This is a genomic window from Bifidobacterium aquikefiri, assembly GCF_002259795.1.
Lineage (GTDB): Bacteria > Actinomycetota > Actinomycetes > Actinomycetales > Bifidobacteriaceae > Bombiscardovia > Bombiscardovia aquikefiri.
In genome coordinates this window covers 1-21,336 of sequence record NZ_MWXA01000001.1, presented here as the reverse complement: position 1 = coordinate 21,336, position 21,336 = coordinate 1, and the positions used below count along the sequence as shown (strand labels likewise).

Here is a 21,336-nt window from a genome sequence, read left to right as displayed (position 1 = left end):
ATGCTTGCAAGCATGATGCCACACGTTGATTTCATACTGTATTACAAACTGCAGGTCGCAGGGACTCTGCAAGGAAGCTATTACGACTTCAGTACACTTTGACGGAGTTGAAGAAGAGCCCGCCGGAAGGAGTTGAGGTCAGCGGTACCCATACGACCAGATCCTGAGTGGTGACCGGCGTGGCCAGTTTGACTTCGGTTGTTCCGCTCGCATCGAAGGTGAATTGTGCAACAGGGCTTCCCTGATTTGGAGCCGTCGACGTGGAATTCGCATAAATCTGGCCTTGGCCACCTGATTGGCGAATCGAAATTACCAGACGAGACACCTTCTCGGCCTGGGTGAGGTGAATATACCATCCTCGCCCTTGCAATCCGCCTGGCTGATTGATGTAGGTCTCGGTTCCTGTTGCATATGCAGTGGTGTTTTGAACCGCGGGGTCTGGAACCTTCTTGGCATTCTTGTCGGCATGAGTCACAGCCTCGACAGTTGCCGAGCTGGAAGCAGAGCTCGACTTCGATGCGGTGCTGGAAGCCTTGCTCGAAGTTGTTGCACTTGAGGAAGCACTTGATGATTGACTTGCAGACGATTTTCCGGAGCCACTGGTCGAGGCGGTCGGACTTGATACACCCGGTAAGGTGACATTCGACATGTCCGGCCATTTATTGGTGTCTGAAGTCGATCCACCAACGCTGCCAACATTGCCAAACAGTGCATTGACCGCGAAGAACAGAGCTACAAGAATGGCAATGATGCCGACGATGATCGCCATGGATCGCATGGTGAGGAAGCCCATGATCTTACCGCTGGATGAATCATCGCTTGTTGGTGCTTCTGGCTCAGCTCGGAATTGGGTCTCAGACTTCTCCCGAGGAGTGTAATCGCGTGGTTTTGGTGTAAAGCTTGGCGGAAGCGGCTGCATGGTGGCAGTCATTTGCTCGTCAAGCACCCGTTCGACTTGACGCTGGCGGTCCGCGCTTTCATAACCGTCATCAAGGTCGCCAAGATCGAGGCTGCCAGTGTCTGCAGGAATATCGCCTGTGTTGGAGAGCGAGTCACCGCGGATCTGAGAGACATCATATGGGTTGGTTCTATGGGAAGCTCGTGGATGGGTACCGACGCCGTCATCAAAGGCAGAGAATAAATCCCCGTCGCTGGGTTTTGGCTGCACCAGCTGCACCTCGCTGCTTTCAGGGAAGAGCAGCTGGTTTGCGGCCCATTTCGGCTCCACTGACTCTTTGTTTGCTTCGTCCTTAGGTGCAAAGGAATCAGGAATCTCAAGAATCTGAAGATCGGGGCTTGGAACGATGCCGACCTGCTCGATCGATTGACGGCCTATGGCCTTGGGCCAGACGATATCTTCGTCTGAAAGCTCTGCTGTAGGGCTCCATGTTCCCAGAAGAGCCGAGAGCTCGGCGAGCGTAATCAGGGGAATCGGCTCGCGACCATCGGAACCGGTAATGTGCAATCCGCGTCTACAAATGATGTCGAATTCGTCAGGCATGGTTGATGGCAACGAATCTTCGGTGAACTTCATGCCACGAATTTCAGGAGTTCGTGTGAGCAACGCATAGAGAACGCCTGATAATTGGCGGGTTGCAAGCTCTTCGAAGGATTCACGTGTTGAGACGCGCGCCAGTGGATGTTCAAGCATCGTATTGATGGGAGCTGCAGCCAGAGAGATACCTGATTCAGAGAGACGAATGGTATCTGCGGAAACCGCCGCATCAATCAGATGAGCCTGCTTGAGACTGATCAGAGCATCGCAGGCTTCACCAATGATGGTGCGCATGGCCTCGAAGCTCAGCGTCGCCATTTCCGGTCCAGCGAGATAATCGGACACGGATATTCCTGGATCGAGTGCGGTGACGAGCAGCCCGACACCTTGCTGTGTGCTGAAGTGATAGACGGGCGTGAAATGGCGATTGTGACGAAGTGCCAGACCTGAAGCAAAAGTATTGATTTGAGACACCAGAGTCTCGTCGGTGACGATAAAGAGCTGGCAGTCGCGTGCAAGAACTCTGTCGGTCGCCTTCCATGCCTGCAGACCCGGTTCATCACGCAAGGAAGCCACCAAGGTATACCGGTGAATGAACGTATCACCAACTTTTGGTTTCATGCTCCCTGTTCTTTCTGAATGCCCCACCGATTTTTTGCCAACCGGTTCTCTCGCCATTCTAACGTTGTGACTACCCGAAGGTTGAGAATTTTCCGTAGGAATTGTGTATGTTTCCCACGTGTTTTGTGCCCGAGCTCTCGAAACTGGTATTGAAGAAGGCATGACATCGGGTGCTGGAATGGTGTTGATAACTTCCGCGCCCACATCATCAGTCGAAACAACGCCTTTCGAGGCGGATGCCGAGCCAAGCATCGATGAGATTCGGCTCTTCGCACCCACCACCATGCTCGTGAACTCCTCGGTTTTGAGCATTACCAGCAATCCGCCGTATACCAGCGTAAGCATCGCGACAAGGATGATGCAGATGATTATGGATTGCAACCAGCTCATATGGCCGTCGAAACGCGTGACATCGGAACCCACGAGATGAAGGACGGGGGTATAGAGCACTTTGCAGACAATCAGCGCCACTGCGCCAGCCGCAATCGATTTGATATAGGTCAACGAGATGCGTTTGCCGTCCATGTGGCCGCCGAAACGTTTTCTGAGCATGATGGCAAGGAACGGGAATGCAATCACGACTCCCAGTGAGAGCGAAATTCCAACCCAGCTTGTCCACTCGGTCGGTGGGATGAGGGTGGTGGCAACCAGCACGATGACGACTTGCAACGCGTTGAACAAGAGCGCGAAGATGAACGGATTCCTTCCGTCTTCAAAGGCATAGAATGTGCGCTGAATGAGCAGGAATGCACTCACCGCCACGAGTCCCCAGGAAAGTCCCACAAGTGGCTGTGCTATCAGAATTGCCTCTCGCACGTCAACGGATGGCAGCAGGGCACGGGTGATGGGTACAGGCATGGCAATGAGCGCCACGGTAAAATACATCATCAGCAGGCCAACATTGCGCAGAGCCTGGCTGAGGTCGCTTCGGGCATCGCCGATACGATGCTCCGCGATGGCCTTCGAAAGCTTGGGGAACATTGCAGTGGTCACTGAAACGGCTATCAGAGAATACGGCAAAATATAGAGGGCATAGGCGTTCTGGTATGAGCCATTGCCCGCAATGCCGAATGGATCATGACCCGCCAGCGGCGCGCCGTTGGTGATTCTCGCATTGATGACATTCGCAAGCTGATTCACAGCTACGACACCCAGACTCCAGGCCGCGATTGGGCCCATCGACCGTAAGCCGATGCCACGTATGCCCCATGTGAATCTGAACTTGAAACCGCTGCGAAGCAAAGGCCAGAACAACACCAACGCCTGAAAGCCGACACCTATGGTCCAGGTTCCTGCCGTCAGGGCGGTTTTCATCGGTGTCCAGAACTCCAGGTCCCGATACTGAGCATTACCGAAAATGACGATGAAAACGATGAATCCGGCGCAACTGATGATGTTTGCACCTACCGAACTCCACGCATATGCCGTGAATCTGCCTTTTGCTGCGAGCAACTGGCCAAGAACCGTATACAGACCGTAAAAGAATATCTGAGGCATGCACCAGAGCGTGAATGAGTTTACAAGAGCTCGCTGTGGGCCATTCCATCGCGAATCGAGATAGATTGAAGTCAAGAGAGAGGTGCCAAACATCAGAAGCACCGTCAACCCAAGCAGGAGCACAATTGCAGTTGTGATGAGCTTGTTGAGCCGCTCCTGCGCATGTTCCGACTTGAGCGTGCGCACAATTTGCGGCACGAGAACGGCGTTGAAGATACCCCCTGAAATCAGCGTGAACATGACCTGTGGAATCATTGCACCGGTCTGGTACGCATTGATGGCGGTTCCCGTTGTGCCCAGCGCGGCAGCAAGCAGAATCGTTCGTATCTGCCCCGTTATTCGGGAAGCTGCTGTGCCAGACGCCATAATGAGAGAGTTACGCCCGACAGAGTTCATTCGTCTGGATCCTTCTTACGATTAAATTGGCGCCAAAGGCCAAGCATTCCAAAGATACCCGCGACGACGAGAATTGCAAGCCCACTCATATCGCTTAAACGCAGGCTACTGGTTATACGCGTATTGTGGGTGATCCCAAAAGCCTGCCCCTTACGATCCAGCAGCACCAAAGAGGCGTTGGCCCGACCGGCGGCTGCCACGCGAATTGGCAAGGTGACCTGGACCTCGGCATGCGCCGGAATCTCAACCTGGGCCTCGCGAGCAGTCACGATTTCCGCCGAATCCGTTTTTGAACTCACAATCACGTGTACCGCATATGGGTGGTCATTACTTACGGTGACTGGCAGGCTAGCCGTTTCAGTAACCACCGTGACTGATTCCGATGGCGTGATATGGACGCCTGATAGCAATGCCTGGGTAAGTTGTGCAGCTATGGCAGGGAGTGTGTCATTACGACCTGTGCCATCGAGCGAATGAATTGCAACGGTACTCTGTGCAAGACTGAGTTGGCTGATCCAACCCGAAGCGTCATCACTCTGCTGACCGGTCTGCGCCGCATCTCCTCGTGCCAGCGCCTGTGCGTCGGAAGTCCCCGATGTGGTTGACGAAGATCCTGATTGCTCCTTGGAAGAGAGAATAGAGGTAGAAAAGCGCGAAATATCATTTTTGCTCGCTGCCAGAGCGCTCAGCGATGAATTTAGAGCTGCCAGTTCCGCATTACTCAAACCGGCATTTGTTGGAATCGAATGTGCTGCCGCCTGCCCGCTTTTATACGCCGCAGCTTTCTGCAGAGTTGCCAAGTCGCTGATGGTGAGCCATGAAGCCTGGCTCAGATTGGACATCACCTGGTCGGCATATGACAAGTCTTCGGCAGTTTTCATGGCTATGAGCAACACTCGTTCGGCATAGGGTTGTTCCATCTGATAGAGCGCGCTCTGTGCCATGAGACGCGAAAGACGACCTGCCGATGTCGTTTCAGCGTCCGCAGATTTTGTCGTCGCTGCATTCTGTGCGAGAAGGCTCAGCTGCTTTTGAGCAACGAGCACATTTATATTCCCGCTTGCAGTCTCTACGATGTATTTGCTCGTATGGGCGGAAGCCGAATCGTCGTCGGACGCAAAGTCGGTCAGTGAGATCGCTGTGGAATATCCTTGTTTCTTGGCAATGTCCAAGGCGTTTTGAGTCCAGTTCCCACGACCTTGCCAAGCGTAGGCCTGCGACGTGGACTTGAGGTTGCCTGTGGCGGTCTGCAGGGCTTTCTGCGCCAATGATTCGCTCCACATGGAATCACTGATTCCCGCCTGCGTATATGCCGAAGAACCTTTTGCAGCATAGGCAGTGATGTCGAAATCCGCCGGTTGCATGATGCCTGTCGTTTGCGGCGGAATGGCGAAGTCCTGTAGGTAGAGTGGGTCCGCGATGGATTGCATCATTGGATATTTCTTGAGCAGCTCGAGTTGCCTGCGCTGGATATTTGCGGCCTTCTCGCCGATGGAAACGATGCTTGGATAATGTTCGTCATCGGATTGCGAGGTCTCTTTGTCGTTTTCAGGAGATGATGACGATGATGACGTAGATGAGGATGCTGAGGATGAATTCGTATCATTCGTCTCTGAATTGGTCTGGCTTGGTTCTGGCTGCTTCGAGGTGCTTGCAGATCCCGAACTCGAAGTCGAGGGCTTTGAATCTGCACCAACCTGCAATTCCTTGACTGCATCGGTATTGCCGCTCCAACTCGACGCTGTCAGGGGAAGAACGACCGTTACGGAAAGTGGAGGTGTATCGGCATTCTTCAAGCCATCTGTCGAACGTGTGACGAAGGAATTCACGCTTGCATGGTCCTTGTCAACGCCATTGGAAAAGTCAAACTGAAGTGGCTTCGGGCCCCAGCTGAATATAGATGTGAGCTGACTGTCGTCAGCCGGAACCTTGATGTTGACACTGGCATTGTGGCCAGCCTGAATCTGAGGAACCTGAACCGTTCCCAAAATATCTGGTGTAGGAATATGCGCATCGCCATTTGCCCAGTCCTGCATGTCAACACGAGAGGTGAATGAATACTTGGCATTCATGGCAACTGTGAGTGTTCCTGCCTTCAATGCCGTATCGCCTGAATTGAAGATGGTTACAGCAGTGGTATACCCTGATGTGCTCGTCAGCACTGCTGTAGCGGATTTGATGCAGATTCCAACCTCAGCATCGGAGCATGAGGAATCTGTTGCATCCGTGGATTGAGAAACGGTGGTTTTTGCTGCGTCAGTGGCGGCAGCGTGCGCTGGCATGGCGGTCATGGTCGTTACCGCAACCATGAATACTGCCGTGATACACGCAATCAGCGCGCTTGCGATATGCGACATGCGTGCCGACGATGTGACGTGATAACGCCCTGTGTGCTGCCAGTCCATCATCCTTGTTTCTTCAGTTTCTTTGCGTACAGCCAAACGATCTTGCGTTCATTAGGATAGCTCAGAACGCTCTCCAAATCATTGAAGCTGACCCATGCCGCTTGTTCGGCTTCATGATCGGGGTCACCTTCGACGGTTAGATAGCCTCCGGTCTGCCTCAACACAAAATGATGGACAAGCTTGTGAATGCGCTGGTTGGTTCCGGTGAACCAATAATCTATGGTTGCAATCGATTCCAGGACCTCGCCGAGAATGCCCGTCTCTTCATGCACTTCTCGAACTGCTGTCTGTTCCGGAGTCTCGCCTTTCTCGATATGGCCTTTCGGCAGGCACCATTCAAGATGACCTGATCGTGAATGACGGGCGATAATGGCAACCTGCTGCATTTCATTGAATATCAAGCCGCCAGCAGAATATTCTCGCACGACTGGCAGGTCCTGATTGTCCAAAGAGGCAAAGCTGGCCAGGCTTCCGACGATTCTTCGCCGCGCCATGATTGCTGGCGTAGGGACTCCAGAGGCATCGTCGCGTTCCCCTTCCGGTGTGTTGCCTGAAGGGTAGTCGGTGTGCTGCTGCATGCTCTGAGAGGTGTATAGCAGTGTGTCTGCCTCGATGATATTTTGGGCAGAGTTCTCCGCAACATCGGCCTCATGCGCAAGCATGCGTGCGAAGTCTGCGGGCGTAATCATAGTTCCACTTTACGTAAGTTATTGTGCAGGTGGGGTAACGGTATGCTGGTATGCATACGTAAGGGTTACTTGGAAGGGTACTCGTGGATTTTGAAGTTTGGCCGGAAGCGATCGAATTAGGTCAATTATTTGCGACGCATGGCTATGAACTATCGCTTGTTGGCGGACCAGTGAGAGACTTACTCCTACATAGGCGTTCGCATGATTTGGATTTCTGTTCATCCGCTAGACCTGAGGAATTTGAACCCATTTTGAGAAGCTGGGGAGATGGCTTCTGGGACATGGGCCGCAAGTTCGGAACGCTGGGAGCCGTCCAACATAGAAAAGACGGCACTGAAGTGCGTGTCGAGGTAACCACATACCGCAGTGACACATACGATCCCGATTCACGTAAGCCTGAGGTTGCATACGGCCACGATCTGCTCGGGGATCTTTCTCGCCGCGATTTCACGATCAACGCAATGGCTCTTCGCGTGCCATCGTTGGAGTTTATCGACCCATTCGGTGGTGCTTCGGATTTGGGCAAAAAGGTGTTGAGAACCCCTGTGGACCCTGAGCAGTCCTTCGATGATGATCCATTGCGCATGATGCGTGCAGTCAGATTTGTGGCGCAGCTTGGATTTTCGATCACTCCGGACACTGCTGTGGCCATTGCTGATATGGCGCAGCGTCTGAGCATTGTCTCTGCCGAACGTGTGCGTGATGAACTTGTGAAACTGCTGCTCTCGGATAGACCACGCCTCGGCATTGAAGCATTTGTCGAATCCGGTCTTGCCGATGTGGTGTTCCCTGAGATTCCCGCTCTGCAGCTGGAGATGGATGAGCATCATCGCCATAAGGACGTCTTCGAGCACACGATGATGGTCTTGGAACGGGCCATCGCCTTGGAAACCGACGATGATGGACCGGTACCGGCACCAGACCTGACCTTGCGACTTGCGGCAATCATGCATGATATTGGCAAGCCGGCGACACGAAAATTTGAACCCGGAGGCAAGGTAAGCTTCCATCATCACGACATCGTGGGTGCAAAGCTGACACGAAAGCGCATGCGGGCATTGCGATTCGACCGCCATATGATTCAGGACGTCAGCGAGCTCGTCGGACTTCACCTGCGCTTCCACGGCTATGTTGACGAGCCATGGACCGATTCTGCAGTGAGACGCTATGTAAAGGACGCTGGACACCTCTATGAGCGCCTGAACCGTCTGACGCGTGCCGATGCCACGACGCAGAATCAACGCAAGGCTCATTTGTTCGAGCGAGCCATGGACGAGATGGAAGCCCGTGTCAAGGAACTGAAGAAGAGGGAAGACTTCGATGCCTTGCGTCCAGACCTTGATGGAAGTCAGATCATGCGGATTCTGGATCTGAAGCCAGGTCCCGAGGTTGGCAGGGCATACAAGCACATGCTTGCGTTCCGTCTTGACAATGGGCCGTCTGACACAGTGACGGCAACTGCAGAGCTCACGCGCTGGTGGCATGAGCAGGAGGGGTGAGCTGGCGTAGTTGTGCCCGCTATGATTCCCATCTCGCTACGGTTCCCACGGTTGTAAGGCCGCTTAGCAGTCATCAAGACAACGCTGTGCGGCCTTACAATCATGACGGTATGTGCTAGTTGACGGCTGTGTGGCTGCTGGCCTTTGGCAGATTCTTCATCGTGGAAGGATCAGTGACGCAGCCTTCGATCGAAGTAATCTTCTGCCCGGAAGCGGTCTTTGTGGTGGTCTTCTTCAGATTGTTGAAGGTTGAACCGACGATCACATCGACAAGCTTGTCGGAACGATCGTCCATGCGAAGAATGGCATCGCTGAATTCCGTGGAAACGGTATAGGCATTGGCGATGCCATTCTTGCCGAAACGAATCTCGGTGCGCGTGAATTCATGAGAGCTTGGGAAATCTGCCGCTCCCTGTGTGCTGAAGCCGTCGTTGTTCAGAGCTTCCATGACCGCCGTGCCCAGACCGGACTTATCAGTGCCATTGAGAACACGAATCGTTACGTTGGGATGGTTGACATAGGTGGAATTGGAGGGTGCACAGGGTACGGCAACACCATAGTTAGGTTTGTTGGCAACCGATTGCTTAACCGTTTTTCCGAGATCACCAAGTGCAAAAAGCAGGGAAAACACCATGGCTACAACAAGAACTACAACCGTTATGGTGAAAACCAGCTTTTGGCGCCTGCGTACAAACTGCTTACGCGCCTGGCGTTCATCGAATGGCTTGGGAACCGTCATATTCCAACCCTTCCGCAAAATTGACTTAACTCAGCTTAGCGTCATAGTCTGACCCAGACGCCCCTGTATTGTGCTGTTCTTGAAAAGGTCGGTCTGATTCAGCCTGCGCAAGTGCATCAAACTCATCGACGGTCAATGTTTCCCCACGTCGTTTTGGATCGATTCCGCTCACAATATATGCCGAATCGTGAACCATGCCTTTCAATGCAGCGTGGAGTGTCTTGCGGCGTTGGCGGAAAGCCGCATCAATGATTGCAAACATGCCGGTTGCATTGTTGCTGCTCTGCATGTTTCGAGTTCGCTGGAATCTGACCAACGCTGAATCGACATTGGGTGCTGGCCAGAATACGTTTCGTCCCACCAGCCCCGCGCGATGAGCTTCGCCATACCAGGCAAGCTTCACACTGGGCACGCCATAGATCTTGGTTCCTGGTTGTGCGACCAGACGATCTGCAACCTCTTTCTGCACCATGACAAGCAATGAATTCAGCGAGCTGAAACGCTCCAACAACGTGAGAATTACAGGGGTCGCAACATTGTAGGGCAGGTTTGCAACCAGAGTGAATGGACGTTCATTGTCCAGCGTGGGCAAGTCGGATGGAGTGACCTGCAATGCATCTTTGTTGAGCACATGCAACCGTCCGGCAGCCTCGGGCATGAATTCCTGGATGGTTGATGGCAATTGTCGCGCCAGGGAGCGGTCAATTTCGATTGCGTTCACCATTGCACCGGTTTCAAGAATCCCTAAAGTCAGAGAACCAAGTCCTGGTCCCACTTCTAGAACCGAATCAGTGGCCTGAATACCAGCCTCATGCACAATGCGTCTGACCGTACCTGGATCTATGACAAAGTTTTGGCCGAGTTTCTTCGTCGGGGTGATACCTGCCCGTTCGGCGAGCATTCGGATGTCAGAGGCTCCGAGCAAGCGAGAATCGTGGTGGTGTGTGTCGTGCAAAGTTTCCCCAGTCATGTTTCGAGAGCGTGTATGGCACCCTATCGGGTGAGTTGTGTTGTGGCTCATCAGTAATTGCCGTTTGCGAGCCAATATGCCTTCGCCTTGAGCGGTGTTCCGTAACGTTGCGCGAAATAGCTCAGTCCCCAGTCAATCTGGACGGCACCATCATCTTGCCAGCCTGTTCCCATTTTCTTTCCTGGGAGTGCCTGCGGGATTCCGTAGGCACCACTTGAATTTGCTGCTGACCAACTCCAGCCTGATTCATGATTCCAAATCCACACTATGGCATCCCATTGTGCCCCAGTCCATCCGCGCTGTGCCGCTGCGCCAGCGGCATACGTCTGAGCCTGGGCAACTGTCGGGTGCCACAGTCTGCCAGAACTTGAGCCGCTGCCTGTCGAAGGCGTCGGTGTAGGAGTTGTGGTGGTTGGCTTGGGTGTCGGAGTGCTCGTCGTGGGCTTGGAAGTGGGAGTCGGCTTCGGCGCAGCGCTGGTCGTTGATGTGCCGGTACTTGACGATGAACTGCTTGCACTGGGTTTGCTGGAAGATTGCTTCGACGATTCGGAAGCGCTCGACGAGCTGCTTGACGATGATAACTTGTCAGAGCTGGAAGCGCTGCTGCTTGAAGATGAGCCGTCTGAGGAAGATCCAGAACCCGACCCAGAGCCACTGCCGTTGGAATCCTGAGTTTCGGTTTTCTGCGGTCCCACGGCGATGATCGTATCGATCGCCACACTCAGTGTCTCGTTCTTCACCAGCTTCGAGGACTCAACAACGCCGTCCACGACAGTATTGTCAAAGGTTTCCCGCTTTTCGCCGTCCTTACCCTGTTGCTCGACCTTGGTTTCACCTGCTGCGAGGGAATTATCCACGATGGTCTGTGTGCCATGGGGCACGGTTACGGTTTTTGTGGATTGCGTGTATTTCACACGCCGAACGCGCAGGATCGTCGTTCCATTGTCCGTTTCGACGCTGACGCGATCATTCTTGCCAAGGACAATTCCCTTGGAATCGAGAATCGAGGCAGCGGGAAGCTCGCCGTTGGGAGCGACGGAACTTTTCCCATCGGCGATAACGGTGACGGGACCCTTTTTATTGATGACCAACCCGCCGGTGAGCTGGTTGTATACATTGGGAATGTCTACGGTAACCTTCACGGCGTTCTGCTGGTTCTCGTGGAAGAATGCAAGCAACTGCTGCATGCTCGTAGCGGTTGTCCAGAAGGGGACCTGCTGGCCGTCGATGTTGATTGTCGTCTGGTATGCGCTTTGTACGCGAACCACATCATGATTGGTCAGATCGTTGCCTGATGTGCTGTCAACAAGATCGTGCGTCTTCACATCGATCTTCTGCTCCTGCAATAGACGGCTGATGCTCATTGCATAGGTCTGAACGATTTTCGTATTGCCGTTAATCTCGAGGGCAACGGTTTTTCTTGCTCCAATGCCAAAAGCGGTGAACGATGCTGCCATGACTGCAACAACACAGACTGCAACGCGTATGCGTCTACGGATGAGGAACTGTCGAGGTGTCCAACGTCTAGCCATATCAGCGCTCCCTCATCTTCCGCATAGCTCCCTATCTATGGTGCGATTGTAACGGCAGAAGCTGAAGAAGGTTAGTCCATGCGTGGAAGTTAGCGGGAAATGTCTACATTTGATGTTGCATGCATCAAACAATGAGGTCGACTGTGTGCAGAAAACGTTCAGAAAACGTTAAGTGAATCATCCCTTGCATTGTATGGAACTGTTACGTTGCGCGAAGAAAACGACAAGACTGCAGCGCTTTCATAGAGGCATGAGCACAGAACATGAGATTATCAACAGCGGCCCGACGCAAGACGGGCAGACATCGCAACATTCGCAAATCGTCGAGCGTCGAGGATATCCACATTATGTCGATGCGGATATCGTCATCCCCGTATACAACGAGGAACACACGCTGGAAGCGTGTATCGAGAAACTTGGCGCATATCTTTCAGGCCAGACAGGTCCGGTGAGTGCCTTCACCTGGAATATCGTCATTGCAGACAATGCCAGCACGGATAACACATGGCAGGTAGCCAGCAGACTCTGCGAACGATATGCCGGCATGGTCAGAGCGGTGCGCATTGGCCGCAAGGGACGCGGAGCCGCATTGAAGAACGCCTGGTCCGAATCCCACGCTCGCGTCGTTGCCTACATGGATGTCGATTTGTCGACGGATATCAGTTTCACGGGGACTCTCGTCGGTTCACTGCTCGCAGGAGGAGCGGATGTGGCGATAGGTTCACGACTTCTCGCACAATCAGACGTGAAACGGTCGACGAAACGTGAATTCATCTCACGAACATACAACCTCATGCTCAGAACGTATCTTGGCGTCAAGTTCCATGATGCTCAATGCGGTTTCAAGGCGCTGACTGCCCGATCTGCCTCCATCTTGCTGCCTCGAATCAAGGATGACGAATGGTTTTTCGACACCGAGATGCTGGTGCTGGCAGAACGACGCAACATGCACATCTATGAGATTCCCGTGACCTGGGTGGAAGACAGCGACAGCAGGGTCAACATTCCCGACACGGTGAGCAAGGACATATCAGGCATGCGAAGAATGCGGCAAGACATACGCAAGGAAATCGGTTGCCGCATTTCGAACCCATACGCATCCCTTGGTTGGGGGGCCCAAAGCCAGCATGAATTACGCGGGTCGTTGATTGAACTCGCCAATGTGAAAGTGAGCGCATAATGAGCGAACAAATCAGAACTCCTCTCGCCTCGACAGCCGCTGCCCCTCACAGCGCGAGGGTGGGACGGCATGAGCGAACAGCATTGTCAGGGAATCGGCATGCATCTCGCGTGGGGATCACGATGTATCGTCTGCCAAAGAGACGACTTTCGGATTGGATTCTGCTGGGGCTCCTGCTGGCTCTCGCTGGCGCGGCGTTCTTCGTCAATCTCACGGCTTCCGGCTATGCCAATGAATTCTATTCGGCGGCGGTTCAGGCAGGATCGGTCAACTGGGAATCCTTCCTCTGGGGCTCCTTGGATTCCGGAAATGCAATTACCGTCGACAAGCCGCCGGCATCTATCTGGATCATGGCGCTTTCGGTGCGTGCGTTCGGTCTGAGTTCCTTCTCCATACTGCTTCCTCAGGCAATCATGGGCGTGCTCACCACCCTTCTGCTCTATGCCACGGTACGCAGGTATTGGGGCAATGCGGCCGGCCTGATTTCAGGACTCGTCTTTGTTCTCACACCAGTGGCGGCTCTGATGTTTCGATTCAACAACCCCGATGCACTCCTTATCTTGCTGATGATGGGGGCGGCGCATGCTGTTCTGCGTTCGCTTGAATACGCTGCGACGAAGGCAGGAAACCGCCGCCGCACATGGTGGATGCTCGCTGCTGGAGCGATGATCGGATTTGGCTTCCTCACCAAGCAGATGCAGGTTTTTCTGGTGTTGCCAGGATTCGCTATCGCGTTCCTCATCGCTTCACCAACAGGTTTTATGCGTCGCATCGTTGACGGCCTTGTCGCCATGGTCGGCATCGTCGTCGCTGCAGGCTGGTGGGTTCTGCTGACGGTTTTCGTCCCATCGGGTTCACGTCCCTACATCGGTGGGTCGCAGAATAATTCATTCCTGGAGCTTACCTTTGGATACAACGGTTTCGGCCGTCTGACAGGGAGTGAGGAAGGATCGGTCGTGCCCGGTGGCTCGTCCACTGGCGGAACCGGCGGTGGCATGTGGGGGCAGACAGGCTGGGCCCGGTTGTTCGATGGCGAATATGGCACGCAGATCGCCTGGCTCGCGCCACTTGCATTTGCCGGAATCATCATCGGATTCATCGTGCTGGGACGTGCCTCCCGTGTGGATCTTCGACGTGCAAGCGTGATCGTCTTTGGCGGATGGCTCGTCGTGACATGGCTGACCTTCAGCTTCATGGCAGGAATTTTCCATCAGTATTACACGGTTGCTCTGTCTCCTGCGATTGCCGTGCTTGCAGCTGTTGCGGTCATGGGCTTGTGGGTTGCACGCAAGTCGCTTTGGGCGAAAATCGTCTCGCCCGCGTTGGTGCTCGCCTCTGCATACTGGGCTTTCACGCTTGCCGGAAGAAGCACCTGGCTGCCTTGGTTGAAGTGGTGCATTCTCGGCGTTGGAATTCTTGCCGCCGTGGTGTTGATCGTTGCAGCACTGTCGTCGTCCAAGCGCATTGCGCTGGTGGGCTTCGCGCTTTCTGCGGTGTCGCTGTTTTCCGGTCCTTTCGCATGGACGGCTTACACCATCAGCACAGGTCACACAGGGTCGATCGTTCTTGCCGGACCCAATGTGACCTCTTCCACCGGCATGGGAGGCATGGGTGGCGGCCAGGGCGGTGGCCCGGGAGGTAATCAGGGCGGTGGTCAAGGCGGTGCGTCAGGAGCATCGGGAACTATGGAAACTGAGAACAGCAACCAACAATCCGCTTCGAACGCCGAAGCTCCTTCAGGTGCTTCGGGGCAGAATTCGGGGGAAGCTCCCGAAATGCCCAGCGGTTCAATGGAGCAAGGTTCCATGGGCGGTGGCGCAATGGGTGATGGTGCAATGGGTCAGCCTCCGAGCTCAGGTTCAGGGCCGGGCGGTACTTCTGGGTCTGGCGAAGCCATGAATGAGGGTTCCACGCAAGAGGGTGGAGCAGCCTCGATGGGTGGCATGGAAGCAGGCTCTTCCAATGAAGGTATGGGGGGAGGCATGGGCATGGGCGGAAGCTCTGCCAGCTCGAAGATTGTGTCGATGTTGAAAAAGTCATCAAGTTCATACCGTTGGGCTGCTGCAACTACCGGCTCACAAAATGCCGCAGGCTACCAGCTCTCCTCACAGAAGGCCGTGATGGCGATCGGAGGCTTCAATGGCTCGGATCCTGCCCCAACGCTCAAGCAGTTCAAGCAGTATGTCAAGAAAGGGTTGATTCACTATTACATCGCGTCTTCCTCAATGGGCGGAACGCAAATGGGTGGCTCTGGCTCCGCATCGAAAATTGCATCTTGGGTGGCCGCGCATTACAAAGCAACAACCGTGGATGGTGTGACGATCTACGATCTTTCCCAATCAGCGTCGTAGAAAAGACAATTTCTAGTGGTGGTTGCACCCATTGAGTGCAACCACGTCAGCAAGCACGAACGCACTAGGTCAACCAGAAAACAATCCGAAACCCCTTCATGTCTATAACCCGGCATTCTTATCCCCGTCATCCCGAGCCTCATTCCTATTCCCGTCATCCCGACCTATCCCCGTCATCCCGAGTGTCATTCCTCCTCGTCATCCCGAGCGGAGTCGAGGGATCTCATCTGTCGGCATCGCTGAGGTGAGATCTCTCGACTCCGCTACGCTCCGCTCGAGATGACGGGGATAGGAATGACACTCGAAATGACGGGGAGGAATGACACTCGAAATGACGGGGAGCAATGGGACTCGGGATGGCGGGACACGCTTTTTGCCTATAACCCCTTTTGTGCCTGTAATTCCGCAAACCGCCCAAGAGCACACCATGCGCACATGCAAGAACCATGAAGGAAGAGAATTGATCACAAGAAAAGAATGAGGGGCGGGAATGAAGGGGATGCTCCCGCCCCCATAACGGGACGAGCAGGTTGGGGGATAGCTCGACCCATCGGTGACCAGAAGTCATTGTTGGGGGGAAGACTTCTGGATACTTACCCAGTAAAAAATATGAGTTCCAACAGACTCTTATATTAATATACAAACTGTATAAAACAAATCGGTGTGTCGCATATCGAATATGGCACAAAAAATCCCACGCCGCAGTAGGCGTGGGACATCTCTCTGAGCAAGTATGGTGTGGAGCTCTGCCCAATGCTGCCCAATGGCTGCAATATCGGTAGCTCAGCGCCAAGCCATGGTCATGAAGAATCCAATCATGATGAGGCCGAATCCGATGGCAAGATTCCATGCTCCAATCGAAGGGATCGGGTAGCCGCTGTTGAGGTAATACACTACGCACCAGATCACGCCGATGATCATGAACGCGCACATGACTGGGACGAACCAGCTCGAATTCGCCTTCGTTCCCTTGATCGATTCCTCAACGCGTTTCGTGTTCTCTTCCTGACGCTGAATCATGCGCTTCATCTGAGGCGTGAGCGCATCCTTGTCAACGGTTTGGTTGAGCACGGCCTGAACCTTGTCCATGGAAACGCCGTAGTTTTCATCTTCATCGGTGTCTTCGGTTGAATCATTGTTGTCAGTAGCATCGGTATCTTCGGAATCTTCACTGTCATCAGTGTCCAGAGCTGTGTCATGTTCGCTTTCAGTGTGTTCCGAGACCTGTGATTCCGTGGTCAGCTGTTCTTCAACTGGCTCTTGTTGCCCGGAATCCAACGCGTCAGCGTCGGTTTCGTGCAGCTCTTGATCTGCCATGAGTGTAGTCTCCTTCGATAGGCTATAAGTCATAATAATGGTTAGATTCTAAAGTAACCACTTCGACAGTCAAGAAAGGTCGGATATGGCACAGCACACCGGTAAGCATCAAATCCATCATTCGTTGCCTGGAATGGTTGCCGTTGCGGTCATTTTTGCCCTTACAGGCTATCTGTTGATTACCAACATCCGAGTTAATCGTTCCGTCACTGTGACCTCCGATACAGCGGGTTTGGTTGAGGAGCGAGTAGATAAGGTCAATTCACTGAGTTCGCAGGTGAGCCGTCTGAGTTCTCGGATCAATTCGCTGAAGTCAAGTACGAGCGAGACAAACAAGGCAGAGAGCGATGATCCAGGATCAAGTACGGTGCTTCCGGCTGTCAAGGGTCCGGGAGTGACGGTGACCCTTGATGATTCGCCATTGTGGGAGCAGAAACTCGATGAATCAGGATCGTCAGCGACCATCAATGACTATGTCGTGCATCAGCAGGACCTCGAAGGCGTGATCAATGCACTTTGGGCGGGCGGCGCGGAATCCATGGAGATTCAGAATCAGCGTGTATTGCCGACCACTGCCGTGCGGTGCGTGGGCAACGTGTTGCTCATTCAGGGCAAGAAATTCTCACCTCCATATACGGTTTCTGCAATCGGGCCAACACAGGATATGATCGATGCACTCGACAATTCGCCAACTATTCAGATTTACCAGCAGTACGTGAGTTCCATTGGTCTAGGATGGAAAGTTGAAACGTCCGCTTCACTGACATTCCCGAAGGCAACTGCTGTGCTCCAACCCCTGCAGTATGCGAAAGTAGATGAAAAGGCCAAAGCCAATGAGTAGACATAACGCTTCTTATATTGGGCGGCATGCCATAAGCCAGTCACTTGAAGATCTGGATTCGAGCTCGTACTTTGACGACAACTCGTCGGAAGCTGAGGATGCACAGGAGCCAATGCCGCGCAGACCAAGGCATGCACTGCTCGTTGCCATGGGATTGGTTGGAGAGATTCTCGTCACGCTGGCTGTTGTATGCGCATTGTACATTGCGTGGCAATTGTGGTGGACGGGAGTCGAATCGGAGCACACACAGCTCGCCACCCGACAAAGTTCGTCATGGACGGATCCAGGCAATGCCAACGGCAGGATTTCCATTGCCCAGGCTCAGAAGGGGAATCCACCAGAGGAGCCAGCCAGTGCACAGGTTGGAGATCTGATCGCGCAGCTGTATATTCCACGATTTGGCTCAGCATGGTCACGCAACGTGGTTCAGGGAACCACAAACGAACAATTGGCGCGTCACGGTGTAGGCCACTATACGAATACGCAGATGCCCGGCCAAGTGGGTAATTTTGCAGTTGCTGGGCATCGGGCAGGATATGGCGAACCTTTGGCACATGTCGACACGCTCACAGAGGGCGATGCGATCATCGTGCGTACCAAGGATTACTGGTATGTCTATCATTACACAACCAAGAAGATCGTGCTCCCGACCGATATTGGCGTCATTGCGCCTAACCCGGTGGATCCATCTGCAGCTGCGGTGAAGCGGATGATTACGTTGACAACCTGTGAACCTCGATACACGGAGGCCACACACCGCTGGATCAGCTGGGGCGAACTTGATTACTGGGCAAAGGTCTCTGACGGCATTCCCAAGGAATTGGCCAATTCAAGCGGAACCAGCGCAGTCACCTTCAAGGAGCAAAATCAGGGATCTGTCCTGGCTCGTCTCAATTCATTGCGTCCGGTTGTGATTGTGCTGCTGCTTGCGTACGCAGTCATATATTGTGCAGCACTCGCAGTGTGGCGCTATCCGGCGTTGAGGGCAATTCACCATGGTTCTCGACCTCGCCCCGATTTCAGCTTCTATGGATCGCTCTATCGGCATCAGTCAGGCATAGCTCCAATCCGGTGGCTGCTCCTGCTTATTCTCGCAGTGGCGGCGGCAACTGCCATGTTTGAATGGCTGTTTCCGTGGATGGCAAGCAATGTGCCGTATCTGCAGCTGATGTCAAATTACGTTTCGGTTCAATAACTCAATAACTCAACAACATTCACGATTAAGCGGCTTTTCACAATGCAACAATCAGCGCCTATAACTGATCGTTGCATATTCAATGAACTTTTATGGCACAATATTCGTACGATCTCTGGAGGGGAAATGAGCGATTCTGCACGCATCCTGGTAGTCGATAATTATGATTCCTTTGTTTATACCATCGTCGGCTATCTAAAGACGCTTGGCGCAACGGTAACCGTGCGTCGAAACGACGATGTGGATCTCAGTAGCGAACATGCCTTTGACGGCGTTGATGGTGTCTTGATTTCTCCAGGACCGGGTGCTCCGGCCGACTCAGGAATGAGCGAAGACACGATCCGCATGTGCGCTCGCACTTCGACACCCATGTTCGGTGTCTGTCTGGGGCTTCAGGCGCTTGCCGAGGTATATGGCTGCAAGGTTGGGCACGCGCCCAAGATCATGCACGGAAAAACCAGCCGTATCGAGCACATTGATGACTTGGTCTTTGCTGGCATAGCCAACCCCATGGTGGCTACACGATATCATTCGCTTGCCGTGCAGAGCGACACCGTCCCTGACGAGCTCGAAGTCACTGCATGGACACAGGACGATCACATCATTCAAGGTTTGAAGCATCGCACACTGCCGTTGTATGCGGTTCAATTCCATCCTGAATCGGTGATGACTGAGGGTGGATATCGAATGTTGGCGAACTTCCTTGCAATCTGTGGCCAAACGAGTGCTGTAGAAAATTCAAGGGGATTGAAGCCGAAAGTGGTTGCCTGAGAGGGGCTGAACGCTCTTTCTTCAAGATATTCGAGCCTCCTGTCAGATTCGAACTGACGACCTGCCGCTTACAAGGCGGCTGCTCTGGCCAACTGAGCTAAGGAGGCAACAATCGAACAGCATACCAGCACATCTCTAGAAATACGAACGGGGTGTGCCAGAAGAGTCGGAATATTGTGAATGCAACTCAGACTCCATGCAGGCAGATTGATTCAGCTCGCAGTGTGATGGTGCACTGTGCAGGTTGAGCTTGTAATTGAGTTTGCAACGGGTGGGGCGCAACGAATCTTCAAGAAACAGCAGGGCATATATCTCACTGCGATTCTCTGGCGGCTGTTCACCTTCCACGTTGAAGACTTTGAAAACTCAAGATAAGCAGCAATGCTGAAGCAGATCTGGAGCGAAGAATCATCGATGCAAAGCCTGCCGTGGAAAAGTGTTGCTCACACACCGCAGGTAATATTGCAGCTATGCCTACGGCTCCTCCTGTCGCGCAGACACCTCGCGGTCTGATTGCCATAACCATCTCCAGCGTTACCTGGGGGTTGCTCCCCATCTATTGGAATGCTCTGCACAGTGTGCAGCCCAATACGGTCCTCGCCTATCGCATCATTACCACGGTGGTCACGATGGCGCTGCTGTTGGTGGTGTTGCGCAGGCACCGGCACTTCTTCGCCACCATCCCGAAACTGTGGAGTAATACGAGGCTCTTCATATTGGCCGTTATCGCTGCACTGCTCATCAGCGCGAACTGGTTGCTTTACATCATTCTTGTGAGTGTTGGCAAGACCTTGGAGGCATCGGCCTCTTACTTTCTGATGCCCGTGATGAACATGCTTATTGCCCTGATTGTGCTACGAGAGCGGACCAATGTCTATGGCTGGGCATCCTTGGTGTTGGCTGCAGTTGGCGTGTGCATCTTCATCGCTGGCAGTGGTGGCGTCCCCTGGCTGGGTCTGATCATGGCACTGAGCTTCTGCGGATATGGTCTGCTCAAACGGGTCGTGCCTCTCGACTCATGGCAATCCATCACCTTCGAAACGGCGGTCGTCACACCATTGGCGTTCCTCTGGATCCTATGGCAGCCGGGGTTTGGAATCGTTCATCAAGACCTTGGTGTCATTATTCTCCTCATGGGAGCGGGTATTGTGACGGCAATTCCCCTGATTACCTTTGCCTATGGCGTGCAGGTAGTGCCCGGGTTCTTGCGCACTTTGGTTTTTGTTTCCTGTGTGCGTTGTCAGTTCGCTTCCTGTATGGTGTCGTGGAGTCGGGACATGTCCAGGTAGCGGCGGGTCGACCACTGGTTGCCGGTGACGTAGCGGATTCTCGCAGTGATGAGCATCAATGCCGATCTACCATCCGGGAAAGCGCCCACCACGCGGGTTCTCCTGCGGATCTCCCGGTTCAACCGTTCGATCATGTTGTTCGTTCGGATGCGCCGGCGATGCTCGACCGGGTAATCCTTGAGCAGGTACGTGGTGGTCTCGTCGATGCCCTCGCGCAGGCACTTGGCGGCCTCCCTGAGTTTCCGCTCCTCCATCTCGGTGGCGACCTGCTCGGCCTTGGCCAACGCCGATTCGCGTGATTCCATCGCGAACACGGCCTTGAGCGCGTCCCCGGCCCATCGGGTGTGACGAGGGGAGACTTTCGAGAGCACGTTGCGCATGAAGTGCACCATGCACCGCTGGTAGCGGGCCTGTGGCAGGAGTTCACTGACGGTGTTCACCAGTCCGGCGCACCGGTCGCCGGTCACCAGGCGCACGCCGGTAAGCCCACGCGAGATGAGCGAGGAGACGAAGCTGTTCCAGCTCGCCGAATCCTCCTTCATGCCCTCC

15 protein-coding genes and 1 tRNA gene are annotated in these 21,336 nt (G+C 53.8%); 7 read left to right on the top strand and 9 right to left on the bottom strand.

Annotation, left to right across the window (positions count from 1 at the left end; translation table 11 throughout):
• Window positions 1–88 precede the first annotated feature (88 nt).
• The 3 genes from BAQU_RS00085 to BAQU_RS00075 are packed head-to-tail and all read right to left on the bottom strand — an operon-like array spanning window position 89 to window position 7,103.
• A complete protein-coding gene (locus BAQU_RS00085) occupies window positions 89–3,979 on the bottom strand; it encodes a lipid II flippase MurJ (protein ID WP_158215571.1) in 3,891 nt (1,296 codons plus the stop codon).
• Window positions 3,980–4,005: 26 nt separating this feature from the next.
• Entirely contained in the window at window positions 4,006–6,417 is a 2,412-nt protein-coding gene (locus BAQU_RS00080) for a DUF6049 family protein (RefSeq protein WP_143241920.1), read from the bottom strand.
• Window positions 6,414–7,103, bottom strand: a complete 690-nt coding sequence (locus tag BAQU_RS00075; RefSeq protein ID WP_094692046.1) for an NUDIX hydrolase — start codon at window positions 7,101–7,103, stop codon at window positions 6,414–6,416. Before BAQU_RS00075 ends, BAQU_RS00080 begins: the two co-directional genes overlap by 4 nt.
• Window positions 7,104–7,186: 83 nt before the next feature.
• Here BAQU_RS00075 and BAQU_RS00070 point away from each other — a divergent pair, with 83 nt between their 5' ends.
• Entirely contained in the window at window positions 7,187–8,602 is a 1,416-nt protein-coding gene (locus BAQU_RS00070) for a CCA tRNA nucleotidyltransferase (protein WP_094692045.1), read from the top strand.
• Window positions 8,603–8,717: 115 nt separating this feature from the next.
• On the opposite strand, the gene BAQU_RS00065 is transcribed toward BAQU_RS00070, so the two are convergent.
• Genes BAQU_RS00065 through BAQU_RS00055 form a run of 3 tightly spaced genes read right to left on the bottom strand, consistent with a single transcriptional unit; the run spans window position 8,718 to window position 11,843 of the window.
• Complete coding sequence (locus tag BAQU_RS00065; protein WP_094692044.1) at window positions 8,718–9,341, bottom strand: LytR C-terminal domain-containing protein; 624 nt, start codon at window positions 9,339–9,341, stop codon at window positions 8,718–8,720.
• Between the two features lie 25 nt (window positions 9,342–9,366).
• Complete coding sequence (gene rsmA / locus BAQU_RS00060; RefSeq protein ID WP_094692168.1) at window positions 9,367–10,311, bottom strand: 16S rRNA (adenine(1518)-N(6)/adenine(1519)-N(6))-dimethyltransferase RsmA; 945 nt, start codon at window positions 10,309–10,311, stop codon at window positions 9,367–9,369.
• A gap of 50 nt (window positions 10,312–10,361) precedes the next feature.
• The gene (locus BAQU_RS00055) at window positions 10,362–11,843 is read right to left on the bottom strand and encodes an aggregation-promoting factor C-terminal-like domain-containing protein (RefSeq protein ID WP_094692043.1); all 1,482 of its coding nucleotides are present in this window, start codon (window positions 11,841–11,843) and stop codon (window positions 10,362–10,364) included.
• Window positions 11,844–12,093: 250 nt separating this feature from the next.
• Here BAQU_RS00055 and BAQU_RS00050 point away from each other — a divergent pair, with 250 nt between their 5' ends.
• Window positions 12,094–13,023 (top strand): dolichyl-phosphate beta-glucosyltransferase, encoded by a 930-nt coding sequence (locus tag BAQU_RS00050; protein WP_094692042.1) that lies wholly within the window; start codon window positions 12,094–12,096, stop codon window positions 13,021–13,023.
• Window positions 13,023–15,374, top strand: coding sequence for an ArnT family glycosyltransferase (locus BAQU_RS00045; protein WP_094692041.1), 2,352 nt, complete (start codon window positions 13,023–13,025; stop codon window positions 15,372–15,374). Before BAQU_RS00050 ends, BAQU_RS00045 begins: the two co-directional genes overlap by 1 nt.
• Window positions 15,375–16,157: 783 nt before the next feature.
• Here BAQU_RS00045 and crgA read toward each other — a convergent pair.
• Window positions 16,158–16,691 (bottom strand): cell division protein CrgA, encoded by a 534-nt coding sequence (gene crgA / locus BAQU_RS00040; RefSeq protein ID WP_094692040.1) that lies wholly within the window; start codon window positions 16,689–16,691, stop codon window positions 16,158–16,160.
• Window positions 16,692–16,776: 85 nt separating this feature from the next.
• Here crgA and BAQU_RS00035 point away from each other — a divergent pair, with 85 nt between their 5' ends.
• The 3 genes from BAQU_RS00035 (at window position 16,777) to BAQU_RS00025 (ending at window position 19,498) form a co-directional block, all read left to right on the top strand.
• The gene (locus BAQU_RS00035; RefSeq protein ID WP_094692039.1) at window positions 16,777–17,532 is read left to right on the top strand and encodes a DUF881 domain-containing protein; all 756 of its coding nucleotides are present in this window, start codon (window positions 16,777–16,779) and stop codon (window positions 17,530–17,532) included.
• Window positions 17,533–17,644: 112 nt separating this feature from the next.
• Entirely contained in the window at window positions 17,645–18,727 is a 1,083-nt protein-coding gene (locus BAQU_RS00030) for a class E sortase (RefSeq protein WP_094692167.1), read from the top strand.
• A 126-nt stretch (window positions 18,728–18,853) separates the two neighbouring features.
• A complete protein-coding gene (locus BAQU_RS00025; RefSeq protein WP_094692038.1) occupies window positions 18,854–19,498 on the top strand; it encodes an anthranilate synthase component II in 645 nt (214 codons plus the stop codon).
• Window positions 19,499–19,531: 33 nt separating this feature from the next.
• Here the strand turns inward: BAQU_RS00025 and BAQU_RS00020 are convergent.
• Window positions 19,532–19,605, bottom strand: a tRNA-Thr gene (locus BAQU_RS00020).
• 363 nt (window positions 19,606–19,968) lie between these two features.
• Between BAQU_RS00020 and rarD the strand changes: the two genes are divergently transcribed.
• Window positions 19,969–20,787, top strand: a complete 819-nt coding sequence (gene rarD / locus BAQU_RS00010; RefSeq protein ID WP_094692036.1) for an EamA family transporter RarD — start codon at window positions 19,969–19,971, stop codon at window positions 20,785–20,787.
• Here the strand turns inward: rarD and BAQU_RS00005 are convergent.
• Window positions 20,739–21,336, bottom strand: a 598-nt coding sequence (locus BAQU_RS00005) for an IS256 family transposase (protein WP_211277054.1), incomplete at its 5' end; no start/stop codon positions are given. The two genes, rarD and BAQU_RS00005, sit on opposite strands and share 49 nt — an antisense overlap.